Annotated in this window: 19 protein-coding genes; 13 read left to right on the top strand and 6 right to left on the bottom strand. The window is 70.8% G+C overall.

Going from position 1 to position 18,098, the window contains the following annotated elements; all coding sequences use genetic code 11:
- The first annotated feature begins 117 nt into the window (after positions 1–117).
- The gene (locus ABZU74_RS05060; RefSeq protein ID WP_355418649.1) at positions 118–447 is read left to right on the top strand and encodes a hypothetical protein; all 330 of its coding nucleotides are present in this window, start codon (positions 118–120) and stop codon (positions 445–447) included.
- 45 nt (positions 448–492) lie between these two features.
- On the opposite strand, the gene dacB is transcribed toward ABZU74_RS05060, so the two are convergent.
- Together dacB and ABZU74_RS05050 are read right to left on the bottom strand one after the other, a co-directional pair.
- On the bottom strand, positions 493–2,076 hold the full coding sequence (gene dacB, locus ABZU74_RS05055; protein ID WP_355418647.1) for a D-alanyl-D-alanine carboxypeptidase/D-alanyl-D-alanine-endopeptidase: 1,584 nt from the start codon (positions 2,074–2,076) through the stop codon (positions 493–495).
- Positions 2,077–2,142: 66 nt separating this feature from the next.
- Entirely contained in the window at positions 2,143–2,859 is a 717-nt protein-coding gene (locus ABZU74_RS05050; protein ID WP_355418645.1) for an aquaporin, read from the bottom strand.
- 19 nt (positions 2,860–2,878) lie between these two features.
- Here ABZU74_RS05050 and ABZU74_RS05045 point away from each other — a divergent pair, with 19 nt between their 5' ends.
- Both ABZU74_RS05045 and ABZU74_RS05040 read left to right on the top strand, forming a co-directional pair.
- Positions 2,879–4,042: an NAD(P)-binding domain-containing protein gene (locus ABZU74_RS05045; RefSeq protein ID WP_355418643.1), complete on the top strand. Its 1,164-nt coding sequence runs from the start codon at positions 2,879–2,881 to the stop codon at positions 4,040–4,042.
- Positions 4,043–4,234: 192 nt separating this feature from the next.
- Complete coding sequence (locus ABZU74_RS05040; protein WP_091393621.1) at positions 4,235–4,516, top strand: adhesin; 282 nt, start codon at positions 4,235–4,237, stop codon at positions 4,514–4,516.
- Positions 4,517–4,525: 9 nt separating this feature from the next.
- Here the strand turns inward: ABZU74_RS05040 and ABZU74_RS05035 are convergent, their stop codons facing one another.
- Positions 4,526–5,590, bottom strand: a complete 1,065-nt coding sequence (locus tag ABZU74_RS05035) for a hypothetical protein (RefSeq protein WP_355418641.1) — start codon at positions 5,588–5,590, stop codon at positions 4,526–4,528.
- Positions 5,591–5,681: 91 nt separating this feature from the next.
- Here ABZU74_RS05035 and ABZU74_RS05030 point away from each other — a divergent pair, with 91 nt between their 5' ends.
- The 4 genes from ABZU74_RS05030 to ABZU74_RS05015 all read left to right on the top strand — a co-directional run bounded on the left by ABZU74_RS05030 (position 5,682) and on the right by ABZU74_RS05015 (position 10,701).
- Entirely contained in the window at positions 5,682–6,569 is an 888-nt protein-coding gene (locus ABZU74_RS05030; protein WP_355418639.1) for a sulfotransferase domain-containing protein, read from the top strand.
- 258 nt (positions 6,570–6,827) lie between these two features.
- Positions 6,828–7,220, top strand: coding sequence for a cupin domain-containing protein (locus tag ABZU74_RS05025; protein WP_091397116.1), 393 nt, complete (start codon positions 6,828–6,830; stop codon positions 7,218–7,220).
- A 47-nt stretch (positions 7,221–7,267) separates the two neighbouring features.
- The gene (locus ABZU74_RS05020; RefSeq protein ID WP_355418637.1) at positions 7,268–9,067 is read left to right on the top strand and encodes a glycoside hydrolase family 15 protein; all 1,800 of its coding nucleotides are present in this window, start codon (positions 7,268–7,270) and stop codon (positions 9,065–9,067) included.
- A gap of 257 nt (positions 9,068–9,324) precedes the next feature.
- Complete coding sequence (locus tag ABZU74_RS05015; protein WP_355418635.1) at positions 9,325–10,701, top strand: pectate lyase; 1,377 nt, start codon at positions 9,325–9,327, stop codon at positions 10,699–10,701.
- A 51-nt stretch (positions 10,702–10,752) separates the two neighbouring features.
- On the opposite strand, the gene ABZU74_RS05010 is transcribed toward ABZU74_RS05015, so the two are convergent.
- On the bottom strand, positions 10,753–11,943 hold the full coding sequence (locus ABZU74_RS05010) for a threonine synthase (RefSeq protein WP_355418633.1): 1,191 nt from the start codon (positions 11,941–11,943) through the stop codon (positions 10,753–10,755).
- A 14-nt stretch (positions 11,944–11,957) separates the two neighbouring features.
- Positions 11,958–13,007: a DNA polymerase ligase N-terminal domain-containing protein gene (locus tag ABZU74_RS05005; RefSeq protein ID WP_355418631.1), complete on the bottom strand. Its 1,050-nt coding sequence runs from the start codon at positions 13,005–13,007 to the stop codon at positions 11,958–11,960.
- A gap of 94 nt (positions 13,008–13,101) precedes the next feature.
- On the opposite strand from ABZU74_RS05005, the gene ABZU74_RS05000 reads away from it, so the two are divergent.
- The 6 genes from ABZU74_RS05000 (at position 13,102) to ABZU74_RS04975 (ending at position 16,663) form a co-directional block, all read left to right on the top strand.
- Positions 13,102–13,890 carry an aldo/keto reductase gene (locus ABZU74_RS05000; RefSeq protein WP_355418630.1) on the top strand — a complete coding sequence of 263 codons (789 nt, stop codon included), beginning with the start codon at positions 13,102–13,104 and terminating at the stop codon, positions 13,888–13,890.
- A gap of 126 nt (positions 13,891–14,016) precedes the next feature.
- Positions 14,017–14,169, top strand: coding sequence for a hypothetical protein (locus ABZU74_RS04995; RefSeq protein ID WP_355418628.1), 153 nt, complete (start codon positions 14,017–14,019; stop codon positions 14,167–14,169).
- Positions 14,169–15,137, top strand: coding sequence for an N-acetylmuramoyl-L-alanine amidase (locus ABZU74_RS04990; RefSeq protein WP_355418626.1), 969 nt, complete (start codon positions 14,169–14,171; stop codon positions 15,135–15,137). The genes ABZU74_RS04995 and ABZU74_RS04990 overlap by 1 nt, the downstream gene beginning before the upstream one ends.
- A gap of 153 nt (positions 15,138–15,290) precedes the next feature.
- Positions 15,291–15,719, top strand: coding sequence for a hypothetical protein (locus tag ABZU74_RS04985; protein WP_355418624.1), 429 nt, complete (start codon positions 15,291–15,293; stop codon positions 15,717–15,719).
- 109 nt (positions 15,720–15,828) lie between these two features.
- Positions 15,829–16,137, top strand: a complete 309-nt coding sequence (locus tag ABZU74_RS04980; RefSeq protein ID WP_355418622.1) for a hypothetical protein — start codon at positions 15,829–15,831, stop codon at positions 16,135–16,137.
- Positions 16,138–16,168: 31 nt separating this feature from the next.
- The gene (locus tag ABZU74_RS04975; RefSeq protein WP_355418620.1) at positions 16,169–16,663 is read left to right on the top strand and encodes a hypothetical protein; all 495 of its coding nucleotides are present in this window, start codon (positions 16,169–16,171) and stop codon (positions 16,661–16,663) included.
- 281 nt (positions 16,664–16,944) lie between these two features.
- On the opposite strand, the gene ABZU74_RS04970 is transcribed toward ABZU74_RS04975, so the two are convergent.
- Positions 16,945–18,069, bottom strand: a complete 1,125-nt coding sequence (locus ABZU74_RS04970; RefSeq protein ID WP_355418618.1) for a cellulose binding domain-containing protein — start codon at positions 18,067–18,069, stop codon at positions 16,945–16,947.
- Between the last annotated feature and the right edge of the window lie 29 nt (positions 18,070–18,098).

Raw genomic sequence — 18,098 nt, 5'->3', positions numbered from 1 at the left:
CTGACTGACCGGTCGCCGCGCGAGCGGGCGGCGGGACAGTTTGTCCGTCGCGGACCGTCGAACGCGTCGTAACTTTCTGCTGTCCCCATCCGACGATCCAGTGTGGAGGCAGCGGAGATGAGTAGCAGCACCGCCCACCGCGTCCGTCGTGCCGCTTCGTCCGGCACCGCTGAAGCGTCCGGGGAGGTTCTTCGCGACATTCCCCTCCCGCCGTACGTGACGGGCGAGGACACCCAGTTCGCCGTACGGGCGGTGGTGGTGCACGCCCCTCGACGGTGGTCCGGTGGTGTGGTCTGCCGCAACGATGCCAGCCCGCACCCGTGCCGCCTGCACCGCTGGGGCACCCGGGTGCTGGCGCTGCGCGGGCTGCGGGCCGCTGAGATCGCCGCGCTCATCGAGCGTGGTGACCCGACGGCGGTGGTCCCCCCACCGGACCGTCCGGCCTGAGCGCTCGCCGGGCCGGGAGGCGCGTGCGCGCCTCCCGGCCGCCGCTCAGCAGGTGATCGGTTTGACCCAGGAACACTCGACGCCCTCAGGGGTACGCGGCGTCGCCGGCACCGTCGGCGTGGCGACCCGTGCCGTCGATGCCTCACCCTCGCGGAAACCGGCCAGCGCCACGGCGATCTGGTCCTCCAGCGGCTTCACCGACGCCGTCAGGTAGTTGTTCAGCAGGATGGAGAACGCCAGCAGTCGACCATCGGCGCTGGTGACGTAGCCGGAGAGCCCGGAGACACCGGTCAGGCTGCCGGTCTTGGCGTGCACGTTGCCCGCAGCCGGGGTGCCGGCCATCCGGCTGCGCAGGGTGCCACCGACGAACCGCTCAGGCTGGCCGGCGATCGGCAGCGCCGCGTACCAGGTCGCGAACCACGGTTCGGCGCGGACGGCGCTCAGCAGGTCGACGAACTCCGCCGCCGGGATCAGGTTACGGCGGGACAACCCCGAGCCGTCACGCTGTCGCAGTCGCCCGGTGTCCATTCCGGTGTCGGCGACGTACTCGCTGATCGCGGTGAGCCCGGCCGTCCAGGTGCCCGAGCCGGAGAGCACCCGACCGATCTCCTTGGTCAACACCTCGGCGTGCCCGTTGTTGGACAGCTTGAGGAACGGCGTCATCAGCTCACCCAGGCTCATCGAGTCGTGGCGCGCCACCGACTGGGCCGTCTCCGGGGTGGGCTGGCCGAGAACGGTCCGGCCGAGCACCCGGACGCCGTGTCGGTGCAGCGCCGCCCGGAACACGTCGGCCGCGTAGCCGGTGGGTTCCCAGACGGTGACCCAGTCGCTGGCCGGCTCGTCGCCGACGGCGATCTGGCCGGTCACCACGACTGTGTTGCCGCCGTGCTCGCGCTCGATCGAGATCGAGGTCTCGCCGTCGCTGACCGTCTGGGCGCGGTTGTCGACGCGGACGTACCCGGTGGCGGGGGTGGTGGTGACCACCGGCGGGGCGCCGGCCCGGTCGGCCGGTGCGGCGTGCACGATCAGGGTGCCCGCGTCGTAGTCGGTGTCCGGGGCGACGGTCAACGCGGAGACCTGGGCGGCGTAGTAGTAGGGCTCGTCGTCCCAGGTCCAGTCGGGGCCGAGTCGGGTGCTGTCGTAGCGGGTGTCGTCGGCGACCAGGTTTCCGGTGACCACTCGGACGCCGTCGGCGGCGACCTTCGCGGCGAGCGCGTCGTAGTCGGCGGCGAGCATTGTCGGGTCGCCCCCGCCCTGCAGATAGAGGTTGCCGGAGAGCAGGCCCGCCCGGCGCTTGCCGCTGGCGCGTACGTCCGTGCTGAAGCGGTGGCCCGGGCCGAGCAGCTCAAGGGCCGCGGTCGAGGTCAGCAGCTTGGTGTTGGATGCCGGCACCAGCCGGCGGTCACCGTTGCGGTCGTAGAGCGTCTGTCCCGTGCCGGTGTCGACCACGACCACCGACGCCTGCGCGCCGGTCAGCCGGGTGTCGGCGAGGATCGTGTCGATGGTGGCGCGCAGGTGGGTCGTCGCGGGGGTGGGCGACTCAGCCGTGGCACCGGGCGCGCCGGCGGTGGCCGCGGTGGCGACCAGCGCGAGCAGCGCGAGGGCCCGGGGAAAGTGACGGCGATGCATCCGCTGATGCTGCCACGGAGATATTCGCCGGAGAAGGGCTTCCGGCGAAAGATATTGCCGTCTGTGCTATTTCGGGCCGCCGACCGATTTTTCGTGACCACCCCAGTAGTGCCGCTGCGCCCCCATGACCATCGGCGCGACCAGCGCGGCAAGCGCCCCGCCGAGCAGCGGGAAGACGATGAACACCCAGAGCTGCCGCAGGGCCACGCCGCCCTCGAAGACCGCCGGGCCGAACGCCCGGGCCGGGTTGACCGCCGCGCCGGTCAGCGTCACACCCACCAGTTGGGTCACGGCGAGGGCCAACCCGATGGCCAGCCCTGCGGTGCCCGGATTCTCGCTCCGACTTGTCACCACCAGCACGACCAGCACGAAGAGGAAGGTCAGGACGATTTCCAGCACGGCCGCGCCACCCCTGTTGATGTGCGCGCCGTAACCGTTCGTGCCCAGCGCCCCGGTCTGGTCCGCCACGTCACCCCAACGGGTCAGCGCCCAGAGCACGAAGCCCGCGACGGTCGCCCCGACGAACTGCGCGATCCAGTAGGCCACCGCTCCGACCAGCGAGATCTTTCCGGAGAGCAGCACACCGAGCGTCACCGCCGGGTTGACGTGGCTGCCGGAGAGGGGGCCGATCGTGTAGACGAGGGCCACCATCACGAAACCGAAGGCCAGCGCCACCACCACCACGCCGCCCTGCACCCGTGCGGCGACGGCGCTGCCCACGCCGAAGAACACGAGCAGCAGGGTGCCGAGGAATTCGGCCGCGTACCGACGGAAGTCGCTCATTCACTCAGCGTATGTGCAGGTGAGGTCGTCGAAGTCGGAATGGCCGCCTGTGATCGGCGCGACGGTCGAAGACGGGCACAGCGGCGACATCGGCGGCGTTGTAGCGCACGTGGACACCCACTCCGCGGACGTGGTGGTGATCGGCGCCGGCCAGGCCGGCCTGAGCGCCGGTTATCACCTGCACCGCACCGGCTTCGCGCCCGGCAGCGGCTTCGTCATCCTCGACGCCGACAACGGGCCCGGCGGCGCCTGGCAGCACCGCTGGCCGACGCTCGTCTTCGACCGGGTGCACGGCTGCCACGACCTGCCCGGGCTGCCGCTCCCGCCCACCGAGCCCCAGCGCCCGGCTTCCGAGCAGGTCAGCGCCTACTTCGCCGCGTACGAGAAGGCCTTCGACCTGCCGGTACGGCGGCCGGTACGGGTCCGGGCGGTGCGCTCCCGCCCCGACGGCCGGCTGGATGTGCACACCGACCGGGGCACCTGGACCGCCCGGGCTCTGATCAACGCCACCGGCACCTGGACCAGGCCGTTCTGGCCGCACTACCCGGGTCGGTCGACGTTCCGGGGGCGGCAGCTGCACACCGCCGACTACCGAGGGCCGGCCGAGTTCGCCGGACTTCGCGTGGTGGTGGTGGGTGGTGGCACCTCGGCCGTGCAACTGCTCGGCGAGGTCTCCACCGTTGCGGCGGCCACCACCTGGGTGACCCGCCGGCCGCCGACGTTCAACGACGTGGAGTTCGGCCCGGAACTCGGCCGCGCCGCGGTGGCCCGGGTGGACGAGGCGGTCCGGGCCGGACGACCGCCGGGCAGCGTGGTGGGCGTGACCGGGCTGCCGGTCACCCCCGAGGTGCGCCGACTGCGCGAGCGCGGCGTCCTCGACCGGCTACCCATGTTCGACCGGATCACGCCCGACGGGGTGGCCTGGACGGACGGGCGGTTCGTGCCGGCGGACGTGATCCTCTGGTGCACCGGCTTCCGGGCGGCCATCGACCATCTCGCCCCGCTGGGGCTGCGCGCGCCGGGCGGCGGTATCACGATGGACGGCACCCGGGTGCTCGCCGACGCGCGGATTCACCTGGTCGGGTACGGCCCCTCGGCCAGCACGATCGGGGCCAACCGGGCCGGCCGCGCGGCGGTCAACGAGATTCGCGCCTGGCTGGCCCCGGCCGCCGTTCTCCACTGACCTGGCTCTATTTGACGGATGGTCCGCCAGCGGGCACGGTGGGAGTGACGGGGCCGTCAGCTGCCCCGATCCGATGCGACGGCGACGACCGTTCGCCCCTCTGTCGCCTCCCACGTGTGCTCGTACGCGGGCCGGTTGTCCGGTCCGCGCGGTATCCGACCGCGAGCCGAGAATCCACGAGGAGTTCCATCAATGCTCACCATGACCGATAACGCCGTGCTCGTCATTCGTGACCTCGCCAACCAACAGGACGTCGCCCAGGACGGCGGGGTGCGAATCGCCGCCGACACCGAGGCCGGTTCGCTCACCGTCGAGTTGGTGCCCGAACCGGTGCAGGGCGATCGGGTGGTCGACAACCAGGGCGCCCGGATCTTCCTGGACGAGGACGCCGCCGAACTGCTCGGCGACGCGTCGGTGGACGCCACCGTCGACGACGAGGGCATCATCCAGTTCGGTTTCACCGAGAAGCAATAGACCCGACCCTCACCGCGGTCGCCCCCGCTGCGGCGGACCCTGCCCGGGGTGCCACCTCGGCGCGCCGTCGGCGGCCGGATGCAGCAGGGTGGCGAGCACATGGGCCAGGTGGTGCGAGGTGCTCCAGGCCGCCCAGTTGGCGGCCGAGCCGGCGCCGGCCCCCCTGCGGGCCCGGCGTAGCAGCTCATGGTCACCCCAGGAGAACGCTGCCCCGGTGGTCGGCCAGTGAGGTGCCGACACGAGCGTGCGACACAGGTCGGCGAAACGGTCGTCGCCCCGGCCACCGCGTCGCGCCCAGCGGTAGACCCACCAACTGCCGTCGTCGGTGTATCGCACGGTCGGTAACCGGTCACCGGGGTCGCCGGTGCCCGGCCCAGCCGGGTGGACGCCGTAGTCGCCGTAGTCGACCCCGGCGTCGGTCAGCCGTCGCCACAGTTGCCAGTCCCAACGGTCCAGTTGGACCGGCTCGTCGGTGGGCAACCGGGACAGCGTCGGCGGCATGCCGCCCGCCGCCACCGTCACCGACCGCCAGGCGTGTCGGCGCGCCCAGTCCAGCAGGTGGCGCACCCGGGGCTCGGCGGTCCGCACGTCCGCCGGGCAGCAGACGTCCCCCGCGTCCACCAGCAGGTCGCACTCCTCCGGGGCGAGGTCGGTGGACCGCCAGATCCGTTCCACCGCGGTGGTGCTCGCGTCCGGCCCGGCCCGGTCCTGGCCGGCCCGCAGCCGGATGAGCGCACGCCGGCCGTGGGCCCGCGCCGCCGCGCCGTGCGCGACCAGCCGGTGGTCGCTCTCGGTGAGCCCGATGACCGGCACCACGGGTACGCCCCAGCGGGTCAGCTCCGCCTCGGGGATGTCGGGTAGCGCGCTGACGTCGACGGCGGGCAGCAGCCCGGCCGGCAACCGGCGAACCGCGTCCATCATGGACCGATCGATCGCCCCGATCTCCAGGATCGGGGCGACAAGTGTGGTGTGGGAGGGGTCGAGGTGGCTCAGGGCCTCAAGCTCGCCTCGTCGGCTGGCGAGGATGGGGCGGTAGACCGGTGCCGCCGCCCGGCCCCCGTGGGCGGGCGCCATATTTCAATCTAGCCACGCATACGCGCATCCCCCAGGGATGTAAGCCGGAATTCGGCTGCTGCGCTGTCGGTTCGGCGACTACCATCCCCCGATGCTCACGCCAATCCACCGTTACCGGTCGGACGAAGAGGACAGCGCGCGGTGGACCGGCTTTCCGTTTCGCGACGGCGACATCGTGATCAGCACCCGGTCCAAGAGCGGCACCACCTGGATGCAGATGATCTGTGCGCTCCTGGTGCTGGGCACCCCGGAGTTGCCGGCACCGCTGACCGTGCTGTCACCCTGGCTGGACTGGTTGGGCGAGCCGCAGGACACGGTGTACGACCGGCTGGCCGCGCAGCCGCACCGGCGGTTCATCAAGACGCACACCCCGCTGGACGGGGTGCCGCTCGACCCTCGGGTGCACTACGTGGTGGTGGCCCGGCACCCGCTGGACATGGCGGTCTCCCTCTACCACCAGGCCGCCAACCTGGACCGGGCACGCATCGCCGAGTTGACCGGCCGACCCGCCCCGGCCGGGCCACCCGGAGAGCGGCCTGCGGTGCGGGAGTGGTTGCTGAGCTGGATCGACCGGGAGGCCGACCCCCGCGCCGAGCTGGATTCGCTGCCCGGGGTGCTGATGCACCTCAGCGACGCGTGGGCCCGTCGGCACGAGCCGAACGTCGAGCTGGTGCACTACGACGACCTGTTGGCCGATCTGGGCGGTGAGATGCGCCGGCTCGCCGACCGGTGGGGCGTCGCGGTCCCCGCCGCGCGCTGGCCCGAACTCGTCGAGGCGGCCACCTTCGATCGCATGCGGGAGCGCGCCGACCGGCTCGCACCGGACACGCTCGGCGTGCTGCGTGACAGCAGGTCGTTCTTTCGTCGGGGAGGCTCGGGCCAGGGACGCGACCTGCTGGACGAGGCCGCGCGATCCCGCTACCAGGAACGGGTCGCGGCCCTGGCCCCACCCGACCTGCTCACCTGGCTGCACCGCTGAGTCGGGCGAGGAAGCCCCTCGACATGCCAGAGCGCACGGCGCCGTTTCGACAGTGGTCGGAACGTCGCCGTGCTCTGGCCGTCTCCCACCACCGCAGCCGTTCGGCGGTACGTCGGCGGGGACCTGGCTCGACCGGCTGTTCGTGCCGGTCAGCGTGTCGATCCCCGGTTCGCGCGGATCCAAACCCTCCGACCGTGGGGAATTCCACCATTCGCCAGTCCCGGCGTGGCGCGCCGCCGGACGGGGTATGAGCGTGGCATGGAGCATTTCACTATCGCGACTGTCGCCGAGAAGAGCCCGGATTTCCGGCGGGTGCTGTGGACCGGTGAGCACACCCAACTGGTCATCATGACCATCCCCGCCGACGGTGAGATCGGCGAGGAGGTGCACGAGGACATCGACCAGATCCTCACCTTCGTCAGCGGCGTCGGCGAGGCGCGGGTCGCCGGCGCCAAGCGGAAGGTCGTCGCGGGCGACCTGGTCGTGGTGCCGGCCGGCACCAAGCACAACTTCGTCAACACCGGCCCCAACCCGCTGGTGCTGTACACGGTCTACGGGCCGCCGGAGCACGCCGACAAGGCCGTTCACAAGACCAAGGAGGAGGCCGACGCGGCCGAGGCGGCGGGCGAGGACGAGCCACCGACTGAGTGATCCGCTGGCGGCGGCCTGATCGGGGCCGATGCGGGTACCCCCGGCGGGTGGAGCAGCAGCCGCCGATCTCCGACTACGGGTTCCTTTCGGACTCCCGTTCGGGGGCGTTGGTCGGCAAGGACGGCTCGATCGACTGGTGGTGCCCGCACCGGTTCGACGGGGTGTCCGCCTTCGCGCGGTTGCTCGACCCGGGAGCTGGCCACTTTCGGCTGGCGCCGGTAGGGGTCGGCGGCCCGGGTCACCGGGTGGAGCGTGCTTACCTGCCGGACACGTTGGTGCTGCGGACGGTGCACCACACTCCGCACGGCAGCGTGGCGGTCATCGACGCCCTTGCCGCCGAGGTCGGCGCCCGTGCGCACGAGCTGGGCAAGAATTCACCCGCAGTGCTGATCCGGGTGGTCCGGGGGCTTTCCGGGCGGGTGCGGATGGCGTTGGACTTCGCGCCCCGTCCGGAGTACGGCCTGCTCACGCCGTACCTGCATGAGCAGCCGGACGGCGGGGTGCTGGCGGGCGCCGGCCCCATGGTGCTGGTGTTGCGTGCCGGGGGTCTGCACCTGCGGGCGGGCAAGGACCGGGTGACCCACGAGTTCGAGATCTCCGCCGGTCAGGTGGTCGGGATGGACGTCGCGTTCGGCGAGGCGTACGGTGACCCGCCGGCCCAGGTGGACCCGTTGACCGCTCTCGCCGAGACGACGCAGGCGTGGCAGGCGTTCCGGGAGACGCACGGGTACTCCGGCCGCTACCCCGAACTCGTCAAACACAGCTCGACGGTCCTGACCGGCCTCACGTACGCCCGCAGTGGCGCGGTCGCCGCCGCGCTGACCTCCTCGCTGCCGGAGCAGATCGGTGGCAACCGGAACTACGACTACCGCTACTCCTGGCTGCGGGACTTCTCGTTGACGATGCGGGCGCTCTGGGTGGCGGCCTGCCCCGACGAGACGTCCCGGCTGTTCGCCTGGGCGACCCGGTCGATCGGCCGGTTCGGCGATGAGCCCGTGCCGGTGCTCTTCGGGCTGGAGGGCGAGCGCGACATCTCCGAGCATCACTGCGACCACCTGCGCGGCTACCGCGACAGTCGGCCCGTGCGGATCGGCAACGACGCCTGGCGGCAGCGGCAGCTCGACGTGCCGGGGGAGGTGATGTCGGCGGTGTGGCGGCTGCGCGACTACCTCGGCGCGACGTTCGAGGACGAGTTGCGGGAGATGGTGCTCGGGTTGACCGAGCAGGTGGCCGCGACGTGGCGCCTGCCGGACCGGGGCATCTGGGAGACCCGGGAGGACGAGCGCCACTACGTTTCGTCCAAGGTGGCCTGCTGGCTCGCCATGGACCGCGCGGTGGGTCTCGCCGACCGGCTCGGCGATCGGGCCGACCCGGCTCGCTGGGCGACGGTCCGCGACGAGATCCGCGACGCCGTGCTGCGCGAGGGGTGGAACGAGCGGCTCGGGGCGTTCACCGGCTCGTTCGGATCGGCGGAGTTGGACGCCTCAGTGCTCGCCCTGCCGGTCACGCACTTCCTTCCGGCCACCGACCCGCGGATGCGCTCGACCATCGAGATGGTCGAGCGCGAGCTGGGCACCGAGGACGGGTTGATGCGGCGCTGGACGGCCGACCCGGCCGGATTCCTGCTGTGCTCGTTCTGGCTGGTGGAGTGCCTGGTCATGACGGGCGAGCAGCAGCGCGCCGAGGCGCTCTTCGAGCGGGTCGTCGGGCACGCCAACGACGTGGGGCTGTTCAGCGAGCAGATCGATCTGGCCACCGGGATGCAGCTCGGCAACATGCCGCAGGCGCTCTCGCACATCGGGCTGATCAACGCGGCCTGGCGGATCACCCGGCCGGACAGCTACTGATCGTTGGGCGTGTCGTCCCGGTCGGAATCCTGCAACAGACCTGCAAGCGCCAGGCATTGACGCTGATGCTTGGGCAGTCCTAGCCTCGAAGGAGCTGGAAAGCCCTTTCCCCAGGGCTTTGATCCCGCTTCACCCCGCTTCGGATCCGGGCGTCCGGCGGGGGCGCACACCGATCCCGTTCAGCGCAGCACGCCGTGCCGACACGTCTCGGTGCGGCCGCCGAGGGATCACCACCACATGCGTCAAGGAGGACACCTGTGCAGAAACGACAACTCACCGGCCGCCGACCACTCCTGCTGGCGGTGGGTGCCGGGGTGACCGTGGCGGCCCTCGCCGCCGGCATGACCTCGGCCTTTGCGGCCACCGTCTTCAGCGACGACTTCACCGACGGCGACACCTCCGGCTGGTCCAAGTCCGGCGGCAGCTGGACCGTCGACGGCTCGGGCGTGCTCAACCAGTCCAACGCCGACAGCGAGCTGGCCCGGCAGTTCGCCGGCCAGACCAGTTGGACCAACTACTCAGTGCAGGCCCGGGTCAGGCCGACGAGCTTCGGCTCGTCCAGCGCCCTGGTCGGGCTCGCCGCCCGCTCCACCAGCAGCACCAAGATGTACCGGCTGGCCCTGCTCGGCTCCGGCCGGGCCGAACTCCAGGCGGTCAACGGCAGCTCCGTCACCGCGATCGGTTCTGCCTCGCTGGGCATCGGTGCCGGCACCTGGTACACAGTGCGCATCGAGACCAGCGGCAGCACCATCCGTGGCTTCGTCAACGGCACCCAGATCGCGGCCGGCAGCAACAGCCTGGTCGGCGCGGGCCGGATCGGCCTGGTCACCGCGTACGCCAGCGGTGGCTTCGACGACGTGGTGGTCGACTCGTCCGGCGGCGGCACCCCCACCACGCCGCCACCGACGACCACGCCGCCGCCCACCACGCCGCCGCCCACCACTCCGCCACCGACCACTCCGCCGGCCGGCTGGCCGACGCCCACCGGCAGCCAGAAGGTGGACGCCACGATCCCGGTCTCCGGCACGTTCGACGGTGGGCTCAAGCGCTACTACGGCATCGGTGACGGCGGGCAGAGCGAGAGCCAGGACCCGATGTTCGAACTGGCCGCCGGCGCCACCCTGCGCAACGTGATCATCGGTGCCCCGGCCGGCGACGGCGTGCACTGCGAGGGCAACTGCACCCTGATCAACGTCTGGTGGGAGGACGTCGGCGAGGACGCGGCGACCTTCCGCGGCGGCACCACGTACACAGTCGACGGCGGCGGGGCCCGCTCCGCCAGTGACAAGGTCTTCCAGCACAACGGCTCGGGAACCGTCTACATCAAGAACTTCCGGGTGGAGAACGCCGGCAAGCTCTACCGCGCCTGCGGCAACTGCTCCACGTCGTACCAGCGGCACGTGGTGATCGACAACGTGATCGTCCGCAACACCGACGCGATCGCCGGCATCAACACCAACTGGGGCGACACCGCCCGGTTCAGCCGGATCACCATCGTCGGCGACCCGGACCGGGAGACCTCGATCTGCGTGAAGTACAAGGGCGTGCCAAAGGGCAGCGAGCCGACCGAGATCGGCGAGGGCGCCGACGGCGTCAACTGCCTCTACTCGCCCTCGGACATCACCTACCAGTAGACCGGCCCGACGGCACCCCGCGGACCGCCCGGTCCGCGGGGTGCCGCCAGTTCACCCCATCAGGGGTACGCCGGAGACGTCGACGGTGTCCGGATACTTCAGCCCAGCGCCGGTGTTGAGCACCACCACCCGCTCGCCGGCCCGGATCCACCCGCCGGCGCGCAGTTGCCGTGCCGCCGTGAGGCAGGCCGCCCCCTCCGGGCAGAGCAGCAGCCCTTCCCGGGCGGCGAAGTCCCGCAGGTCGGCCAGGATGTCCGCGTCGTCGACGGCGACGGCCGTGCCGGAGGACTCCCGCAGCGCAGCCAGGATCAACTCGTCGCCGAGCGGGGCTGGCACGGTGATGCCGAACGCCACTGTGTGCGCGTCCGCCCACGGCTGCGCCCGATCCTCACCGGCGGCGAACGCCCGCACGATCGGCGCGCAGCCGGTGGACTGCACCGCCACCAGCCGGGGCAGCTTGTCGCCGATCCAACCCAGCTCGCGCAGCTCGTGCAGCGCCTTGTGAATGCCGATCAGGCCGACCCCGCCGCCGGTCGGATAGATGATCACATCGGGCGCCTGCCAGCCGAGCTGCTCGACGATCTCGTACCCCATCGTCTTCTTGCCCTCCAACCGGTAGGGCTCACGCAGCGTGCCAGCGTCGAAGATCGCCCCGTTCGAGTCCGCGATCAGCTCGGCCACCCGCCGACCGGCGTCGCCGATCAACCCGTCGACCAGGCGCAGGTCGGCACCGGCGGCGACACACTCGCGCCGGCAGATGCTCGGCGCAGCCAGCGGCATGACGATCGTCGCGCCCATCCCGGCCCGCGCGGCGTAGGTTGCCCAGGCCGACCCGGCGTTGCCGTTTGTGGGCATCGCGATCCGCTCGACGCCCAGCTCGCGGGCCCGGCTCACCCCGACCGCCGCGCCCCGGGCCTTGAACGAACCGGTCGGGATCAGTCCCTCGTCCTTGACCATCAGGTCCGCGATGCCGATCTCGGTGCCGTATGCCGGGACGCGCAGCAGCGGCGTCCAGCCCTCGCCCAGCGTGGTGACGTGCCGAGGGTCGGCGACCGGCAGCAACTCCCGGTACCGCCACAGGTCAGCCGGGCGCAGCGGAAAACGTTCCGGGGTGACCGCCGTCGCCACGGCCGGCAGGTCGTAGCGGGCCAGCAGCGGCGACCCACACTCGCAGAGGTTCTGTAACCGGTCGGCGGCGTACTCCTTGCCGCAGCGCGGGCAGTCCAGGTGGGTCAGGTACACGTCGCTCCTCGCCGTCACATCGCGTCGATGCTCAGCCAGTGCCGGCTGCGCCGCCCCGGCTGGTAGACCGAGTCCAGTCGCTTGGCCAGCACGCCCGGCAGGCCCTGTTCCTGCCCGGCACGCAGGGCCTCGTCGCCCGCGCCCGGGAACCACGGCGGAGTCTGCCAGTGCGTACCGGCCAAGACCAGCCCATCGAGCAGCTCCCGGCGTTGCGCGTACGGCACGCCGACGCTGCTCACGCCCTCCAACCAGAGCAGGTCGACGATCAGGTACTGGGCGCCGGCCGGGACCCGGCTGCCGGTGGCCGGGCGGACCGGGCGGACCCGCCCGGCACCGTCGATGCGGACCAGCACACCGTCGAGCACCGCCTCGGTGGGCGCGAGCGCCTCGGCCATCGCGCGCAGCCACGGATACCCGCCGGTGATCTCCTCGTCGGTCTCGGAGAGCAGCCGCAAGCGCCCACCGGAGACGTACGCCATCGCCCGGACACCGTCCCAGCGCAGCTCGTACCCCCACGCGGCCCGGTCCCGGGGGAGCCCGGCAGCGGGCGTGGCGTGCATCGGGCGGAGCACATCCGGCATCGCTGTCCAGCCCGGCGGCGCCGGGTCGGTGCGGCGGACCATCCAGTCCCGCCCGCCGGTGGCGAAGAGGACGTAGCGGCCGGCGGTCCGCTCACCGGAGAGCGTCACGATCACCTCGTCGTCGCGCCACTTCTCGCAGCGGTAGGTGCCCCGGTCGTGGATCAGCATCCGACCGCCGCCGTACTCACCGGCGGGGATCTCGCCGGCGAAGTCGAGATACTCCATCGGGTGGTCCTCGGTGTGCACGGCGAGGTGGTTGCGACCCGGATCGCGCGGCAGCCCGCGTGGCACCGCCCAGGACGCGAGCACCCCCTCGCGCTCCAGGCGCAGGTCCCAGTGCAGGCTGCGGGCGTGGTGCTGCTGGATGACGAAGCGGGCGGCGTCGGCGTCCGGGCCGGCCGGCGGGGGGCGCTCCGCCGGCACCGGCTCGGGTGTGCGGGCCGCGTCCCGCCGTCGCCGGTACTCCTCCAGCCGGTCGGTCACACCCGCATTCTCCGGCAAACCGGACCGGTGCGCTGGACGCCGGAGTGTCCGGTTCGCTCGGCGGTTGGGGGCGCGGCGGGGTAGAACGGACCTCATGGACCTCACCGACCAGCCCACCGCCCTACTTCCCGGTGACGTGCGGATGCCTCTGCTCGGCTTCGGCACCTGGCAGGCCACCGGCCAGGCCGGTTACGACGCCGTGCTGGCCGCGCTCGACACCGGCTACCGGCACCTCGACACCGCCACTGTCTACGGCAACGAGCGGGAGGTCGGCCGGGCGGTGCGCGAGAGCGGGCTGCGCCGGGAGGACCTCTTCATCACCACCAAGCTCCCACCGGACCGGGTGGGCCGGGAGCGCGCGACGCTGGAGGCCAGCCTGGAGGCGCTCGGCGTCGAGTTCGTCGACCTCTGGCTGATCCACTGGCCTCCGTCGTCGCCGGGGGACAGCATCCCGCTCTGGCGCGAACTGCTCGCCGCCCGGGACGAGAACCTGGCCCGGGCGGTCGGGGTGAGCAACTACAGCACCGCGGAGATCGACGAGCTGATCCAGTCCACCGAGGAGAACCCGGCGGTCAACCAGATCCGGTGGAGCCCGTCGCTGTACGACAGGCAGCGGCACGCCGAGCACCGGGACCGGGGCGTGGTGCTGGAGGGATACAGCCCGTTCAAGACCAGCGACCTCAGTGACCCGGTGCTGACCAGGATCGCCGCGGCGCACGGTGTCTCCCCGGCGCAGGTGGTGCTGCGTTGGCACATCGACCACGAGATCGTGGTGATCCCGAAGTCGGTGACGCCGGAGCGGATCACCGCCAACTTCGACGTCTTCCACTTCTCGCTCACGGCCGAGGAGATGCGCGACATCGACGCGCTCGGCGAGGTCTGATTCGGCGGTTTCCTTCAGCCGGCGACCCGGCATTGAAGGGTATCGACATCGACGTACGTGACGGTATAGCGTGCCCGTCATCACGTTCGTCGATCCGTTCGTACCCGTCGTCGCTGGAGGATCGCCATGGTCCGAACCCCGTCCATCCGTCTGCGCCGCCGTGGGGTGCTCGGCATTCCCGCCCTGGTGGTCGCGGCGCTGACCGTCGTCGCCCGACCCGTCGGGGCGAACGCCGCGCCGAAGGCCGAGTGCCTCGCCGACCTGCTTCAGGACGCCTGATGGCGACGATTCCCTGGCTGGTGGACGTGCTGCGCGCAGCCGGGGTCCAGGTGGTGGTCGAGGGCGACTGGCTCAACCGGATGCGGCCCGGCTCGTTCGACCCCATCGGAGTGCTCTGGCACCACACCGCCTCGACCTCCAGCGCCAGCAACCCGCACCCGGCGCTCGGCATCTGCATCAACGGCCGGTCCGACCTGCCGGGCCCGCTGTGCCAGGCGCTCGTCGACTACAACGGTGTCTTCCACGTCATCTCCGCCGGCCGGTGCAACCACGCCGGAGTCAGCGGCGGCAGCGGACCGATCCCGGCCGGGGACGGCAACACCCTGATGATCGGGTGGGAGATCGACTACAACGGCGTCAACCAGGAAATGACCGCCGCGCAGTACAACGCGTCGCTCGCCGCCACCGCCGCCGTGCTCACCCGGCTCGGCCGGGACAGCAGCTACGCCCGAGGCCACCGGGAGACCAGCACCACCGGCAAGATCGACCCGTCGTTCATCGACCTGAACGTCATGCGCGCCGACGTGGCCGCGAAGATGTCCGGCGGGAACCCACCGGCGTGGTCCTCCATCGTGGACAACACCACCGCCGGCCGATTCACCGCCAGCGCCAACTGGGGTGTGTCGACGTACTCGGCGCAGCGGTACGGCGCCGACTACCGGTACGCGGAGCCGGTCGCGGCCAGTGACGCCGCCTGGTACAAGTTCAACGTCCCGGCCACCGCCAACTACCGGGTCGACGCCTGGTGGCCGGCGACCTCCGGATACAACGGTGCGGCCCCGTACATCGTCGCCACGACCACCGGCAACCGGACGGTCGTCGTCGACCAGCGGGCCACCGGCGGGCAGTGGCGGTCCCTCGGCACGTTCACACTGCCGGCCGGGGACGCCAACCGGGTGGCGGTGAGCCGGTGGAGCAACGCCACCGGTCTGATCGTCGCCGACGCCGTCCGCCTCACCCGCGTCTGACCCCGACGCGCCCGCCGCGGCTTGATCGACTCGGCTTCCCGGAAGTTGGGGTGTCCCACGTGCGAGGATGCCCCGACTTCAAGGATCCCGAGTGGATCTCGGCAGGGTGGGGGTGTCCGAGGAGTGCCTGACGTCCAAGGCCTGGTCGCCGAGTTGAGCGCCCTGAGCGGATTGACCGCTCAGGGCGCACAACTGCGCGACGGAGACAGCCTGCTGTTCAGCCTCCTCGATGAGGCACGGGCGTATCGATGGAATGTCCGGGTCTACTCCATCGCCTGGCGAATCGAGTCCGAATCAGACGTGGTGGTCGGCGCCGGTGACGACGGAGACGTTCTGCGGCGGGCTGTTGCGATCGTCGACGGCAAGGTTCTCCGTGCGGTGCAGGTGGAGGCACCGAGCCTCGACACGACTTTCGCCTTCGACGGCTGCCGGCTGCGCGTCTTTCCGGTGACCGCCAGATCCGGCCCTGGCGGCTGGCAGCAGTGGTCGCTGCGATCACCGGCCGGGCGAATAGTGGATATCGGTCCAGGGGCTTCCTGGAGTTGGCGGGAGTCTGGAACCGGTGGCGCTCACTCAAGCTGACCGGCGGCAGGTGCAGGGGCTGCTGACGCAGCTTGAGGGGTCCGTCGTGCGAGAGGCTCGTCTGAGCCCCCTCGGTGGAAGTTGGATAACTGTCGAGTTGGGCCGGTCCTTGCTGTTCGTCGACATGGCGGCATGGAGGTTGGACACCGAGACAGACTTCCTCGCCGCCTGCGAAGATGATCGCGATCACATTGGGCGGACGGTCACCGAGCTGGACGGCAGGCGGCTGGAGTCCGTCGAGGTCTCCCGACACCTCGACCTGACCCTGAGCTTCGCAGGGCTGAGGCTACTGTTGTTCGCCTGCACCGGCACCGACGGCGATGATGAGCACTGGTCTCTGCAACTCGCGACCGGCGAAACCTTGTTCGCCGGCCCTGGCGATTCCTGGACGCTAGTGAATTCCCCATTGGGCGGGTGAAGGCGAGCGACGACGCTCGGGCAGGAGGATCGTGGAGAGAGATGCGAACCTGCTGGCGGTGTTGCGTCGCCTGGATGACCCCGACGGGCTGGAGTTTCCCACCGGCTACCGCAGCACCGAGCTTGCGGCCACACTCAGCGTCCTCGCTGCGGACATTGATTCTCTCTTCGCGACGAGTTGCGGAGTTGAGCAGGACATCCCAGACTCCGCTCAGTACGGGCGAATCGAAGTGCCGGGGGCATCTACGGTCTGCGGGACCCGGATCGTTGTCCTGGTGAGCAAGTTCAAGCCGTTGGCCATGGTCGCCGCCGACAACCCCGGCGCCTTCCTGGGCACCGATGATGCATGCGCCGAAGGTGAACTTGACCCGAGTGACCTCGAGAAGATCAGGCAGGCTCTTGTCGGATCAGGGTGCCTCGTGGTTCCGGAAGAACTTCTGACGAACCGCTATGACGGAGTTGCTCACCTGCGCTTTCACGGTTCTGGGGAGCCTTACTGGTGGGACCGGTTCTTCGGATCATTCTGACGCGCGGAGTGGACACGCCCGTTGTGGTGCCGTTCGACGCGCGGCCGGCCGTTGCGGCGGCCGTCCCGACAGAAGACCCCTTCTGCGCCACGATCCTTGCACTCCTGCGTGAAGCTCTCGGCTACCGGAGTGCGGTGAGTGAGAAGGGCTCATGAAACTGGCGGGCACTGGCCGTCGTCGGCACGGTCCCAACCCGCCCTCACGGTCCCCGACTTCGAGGATCTCGAGTGGATTTCCTGAATGGTGGGGGCGCGACCGCGTGGTCACGCCCCCACGACAGTTCAGGTGCGGGAGCAGTTCGCCCCGTTGAGCGAGAAGCTGGTCGGAGACGAGTACGACCCGCTCAGGGTGCCCTGGTAGCCGAAGCTGGCCGTGCCGCCGGGTGCGAGCGACCCGTTGTGGCTGACGTTGCGGGCGGTCACCGTCGACCCGCTCTGGCTCACCGTGGCGTTCCAGGCGCTGGTGACCTGCTGACCGCCGGGCAGGCTGTAGGTGAGCGTCCAGCCGTTGATCGCGCTGGAGCCGGTGTTGGTGATCTGCACGTCGGCGGTGAAACCGTTGTTCCACGAGTTCGCCGTGTACTTCACCGCGCAGCTCGCGCCACCGCCCGGCGGCGGGGTGGTGGGCGGCGGGGTGGTCGGGTTGCCGCCGCCGTTGACGTTTGCCGAGAACGAGGTCACCGCGAGGCCGACGCCGCCCTGCCACGGCTCGAAGCCGGCCTGGATGCTGGTCAGGTACCAGGAGTTGGTGATCGCGCCCCGATTGCGGGTGTCGTTGATGAAGTCCAGCACGCTGAAGGTCAGGCTGGAGATCGCCGACGGCGCGACGTAGGAGATGACGTTGTTGGAGCCGTTGCTGCCCCGCCAGACCTCCCAGGTGCGGCCAGCGATGTTGGTGGTGCCGACAACCGAGCCGATGGGCTGGATCGGGCCCTGCCGGTTGAGCCAGATCATGATCTCCATCTGGTTCACCCCGTCCTTCTTCGGCGACGGGTCCAGCCAGATGTCGTACGACGCGTTGTAGGTGGCGCCGCTGACGTAGCGGTAGGAGATGCTGCTGGTGGCGCTGCTGATCTGGCTCACCTGGATCGGCAGGTTCGTGCCGGGGGAGCAGTTGGTGTAGTGACAACCGAAGAACACCGAGGGGTACGCAGTGGGCGCGCCGTTGGTGGGGCTGCTGCCGTTCAGCGTGGTGATCTCGAAGCCGTTGTTGGTGACGTTGATGCACTGCTGGGCGGTGGTGCCCCAACGGTTGTTCTGCACCACGTAGCGGCCCTGGATGGTGGTCGAGCCGTACTGCTCACAGATCAGGGTGTCGGCGGAGGCGGTGCCGCCGAGAGCCACGGCCACCAGTGAGCTGGTGAGGAGGAGCCCGGCGGCGGCCAGGGCCCGAAGTTGACGTTTCATGACGCTCCTTGACTCGGCGCGTGCCGGGC

Source organism: Micromonospora sp. NPDC005171 (assembly GCF_040608575.1).
GTDB lineage: Bacteria > Actinomycetota > Actinomycetes > Mycobacteriales > Micromonosporaceae > Micromonospora.
This window is presented reverse-complemented; position numbering and strand designations above follow the sequence as displayed.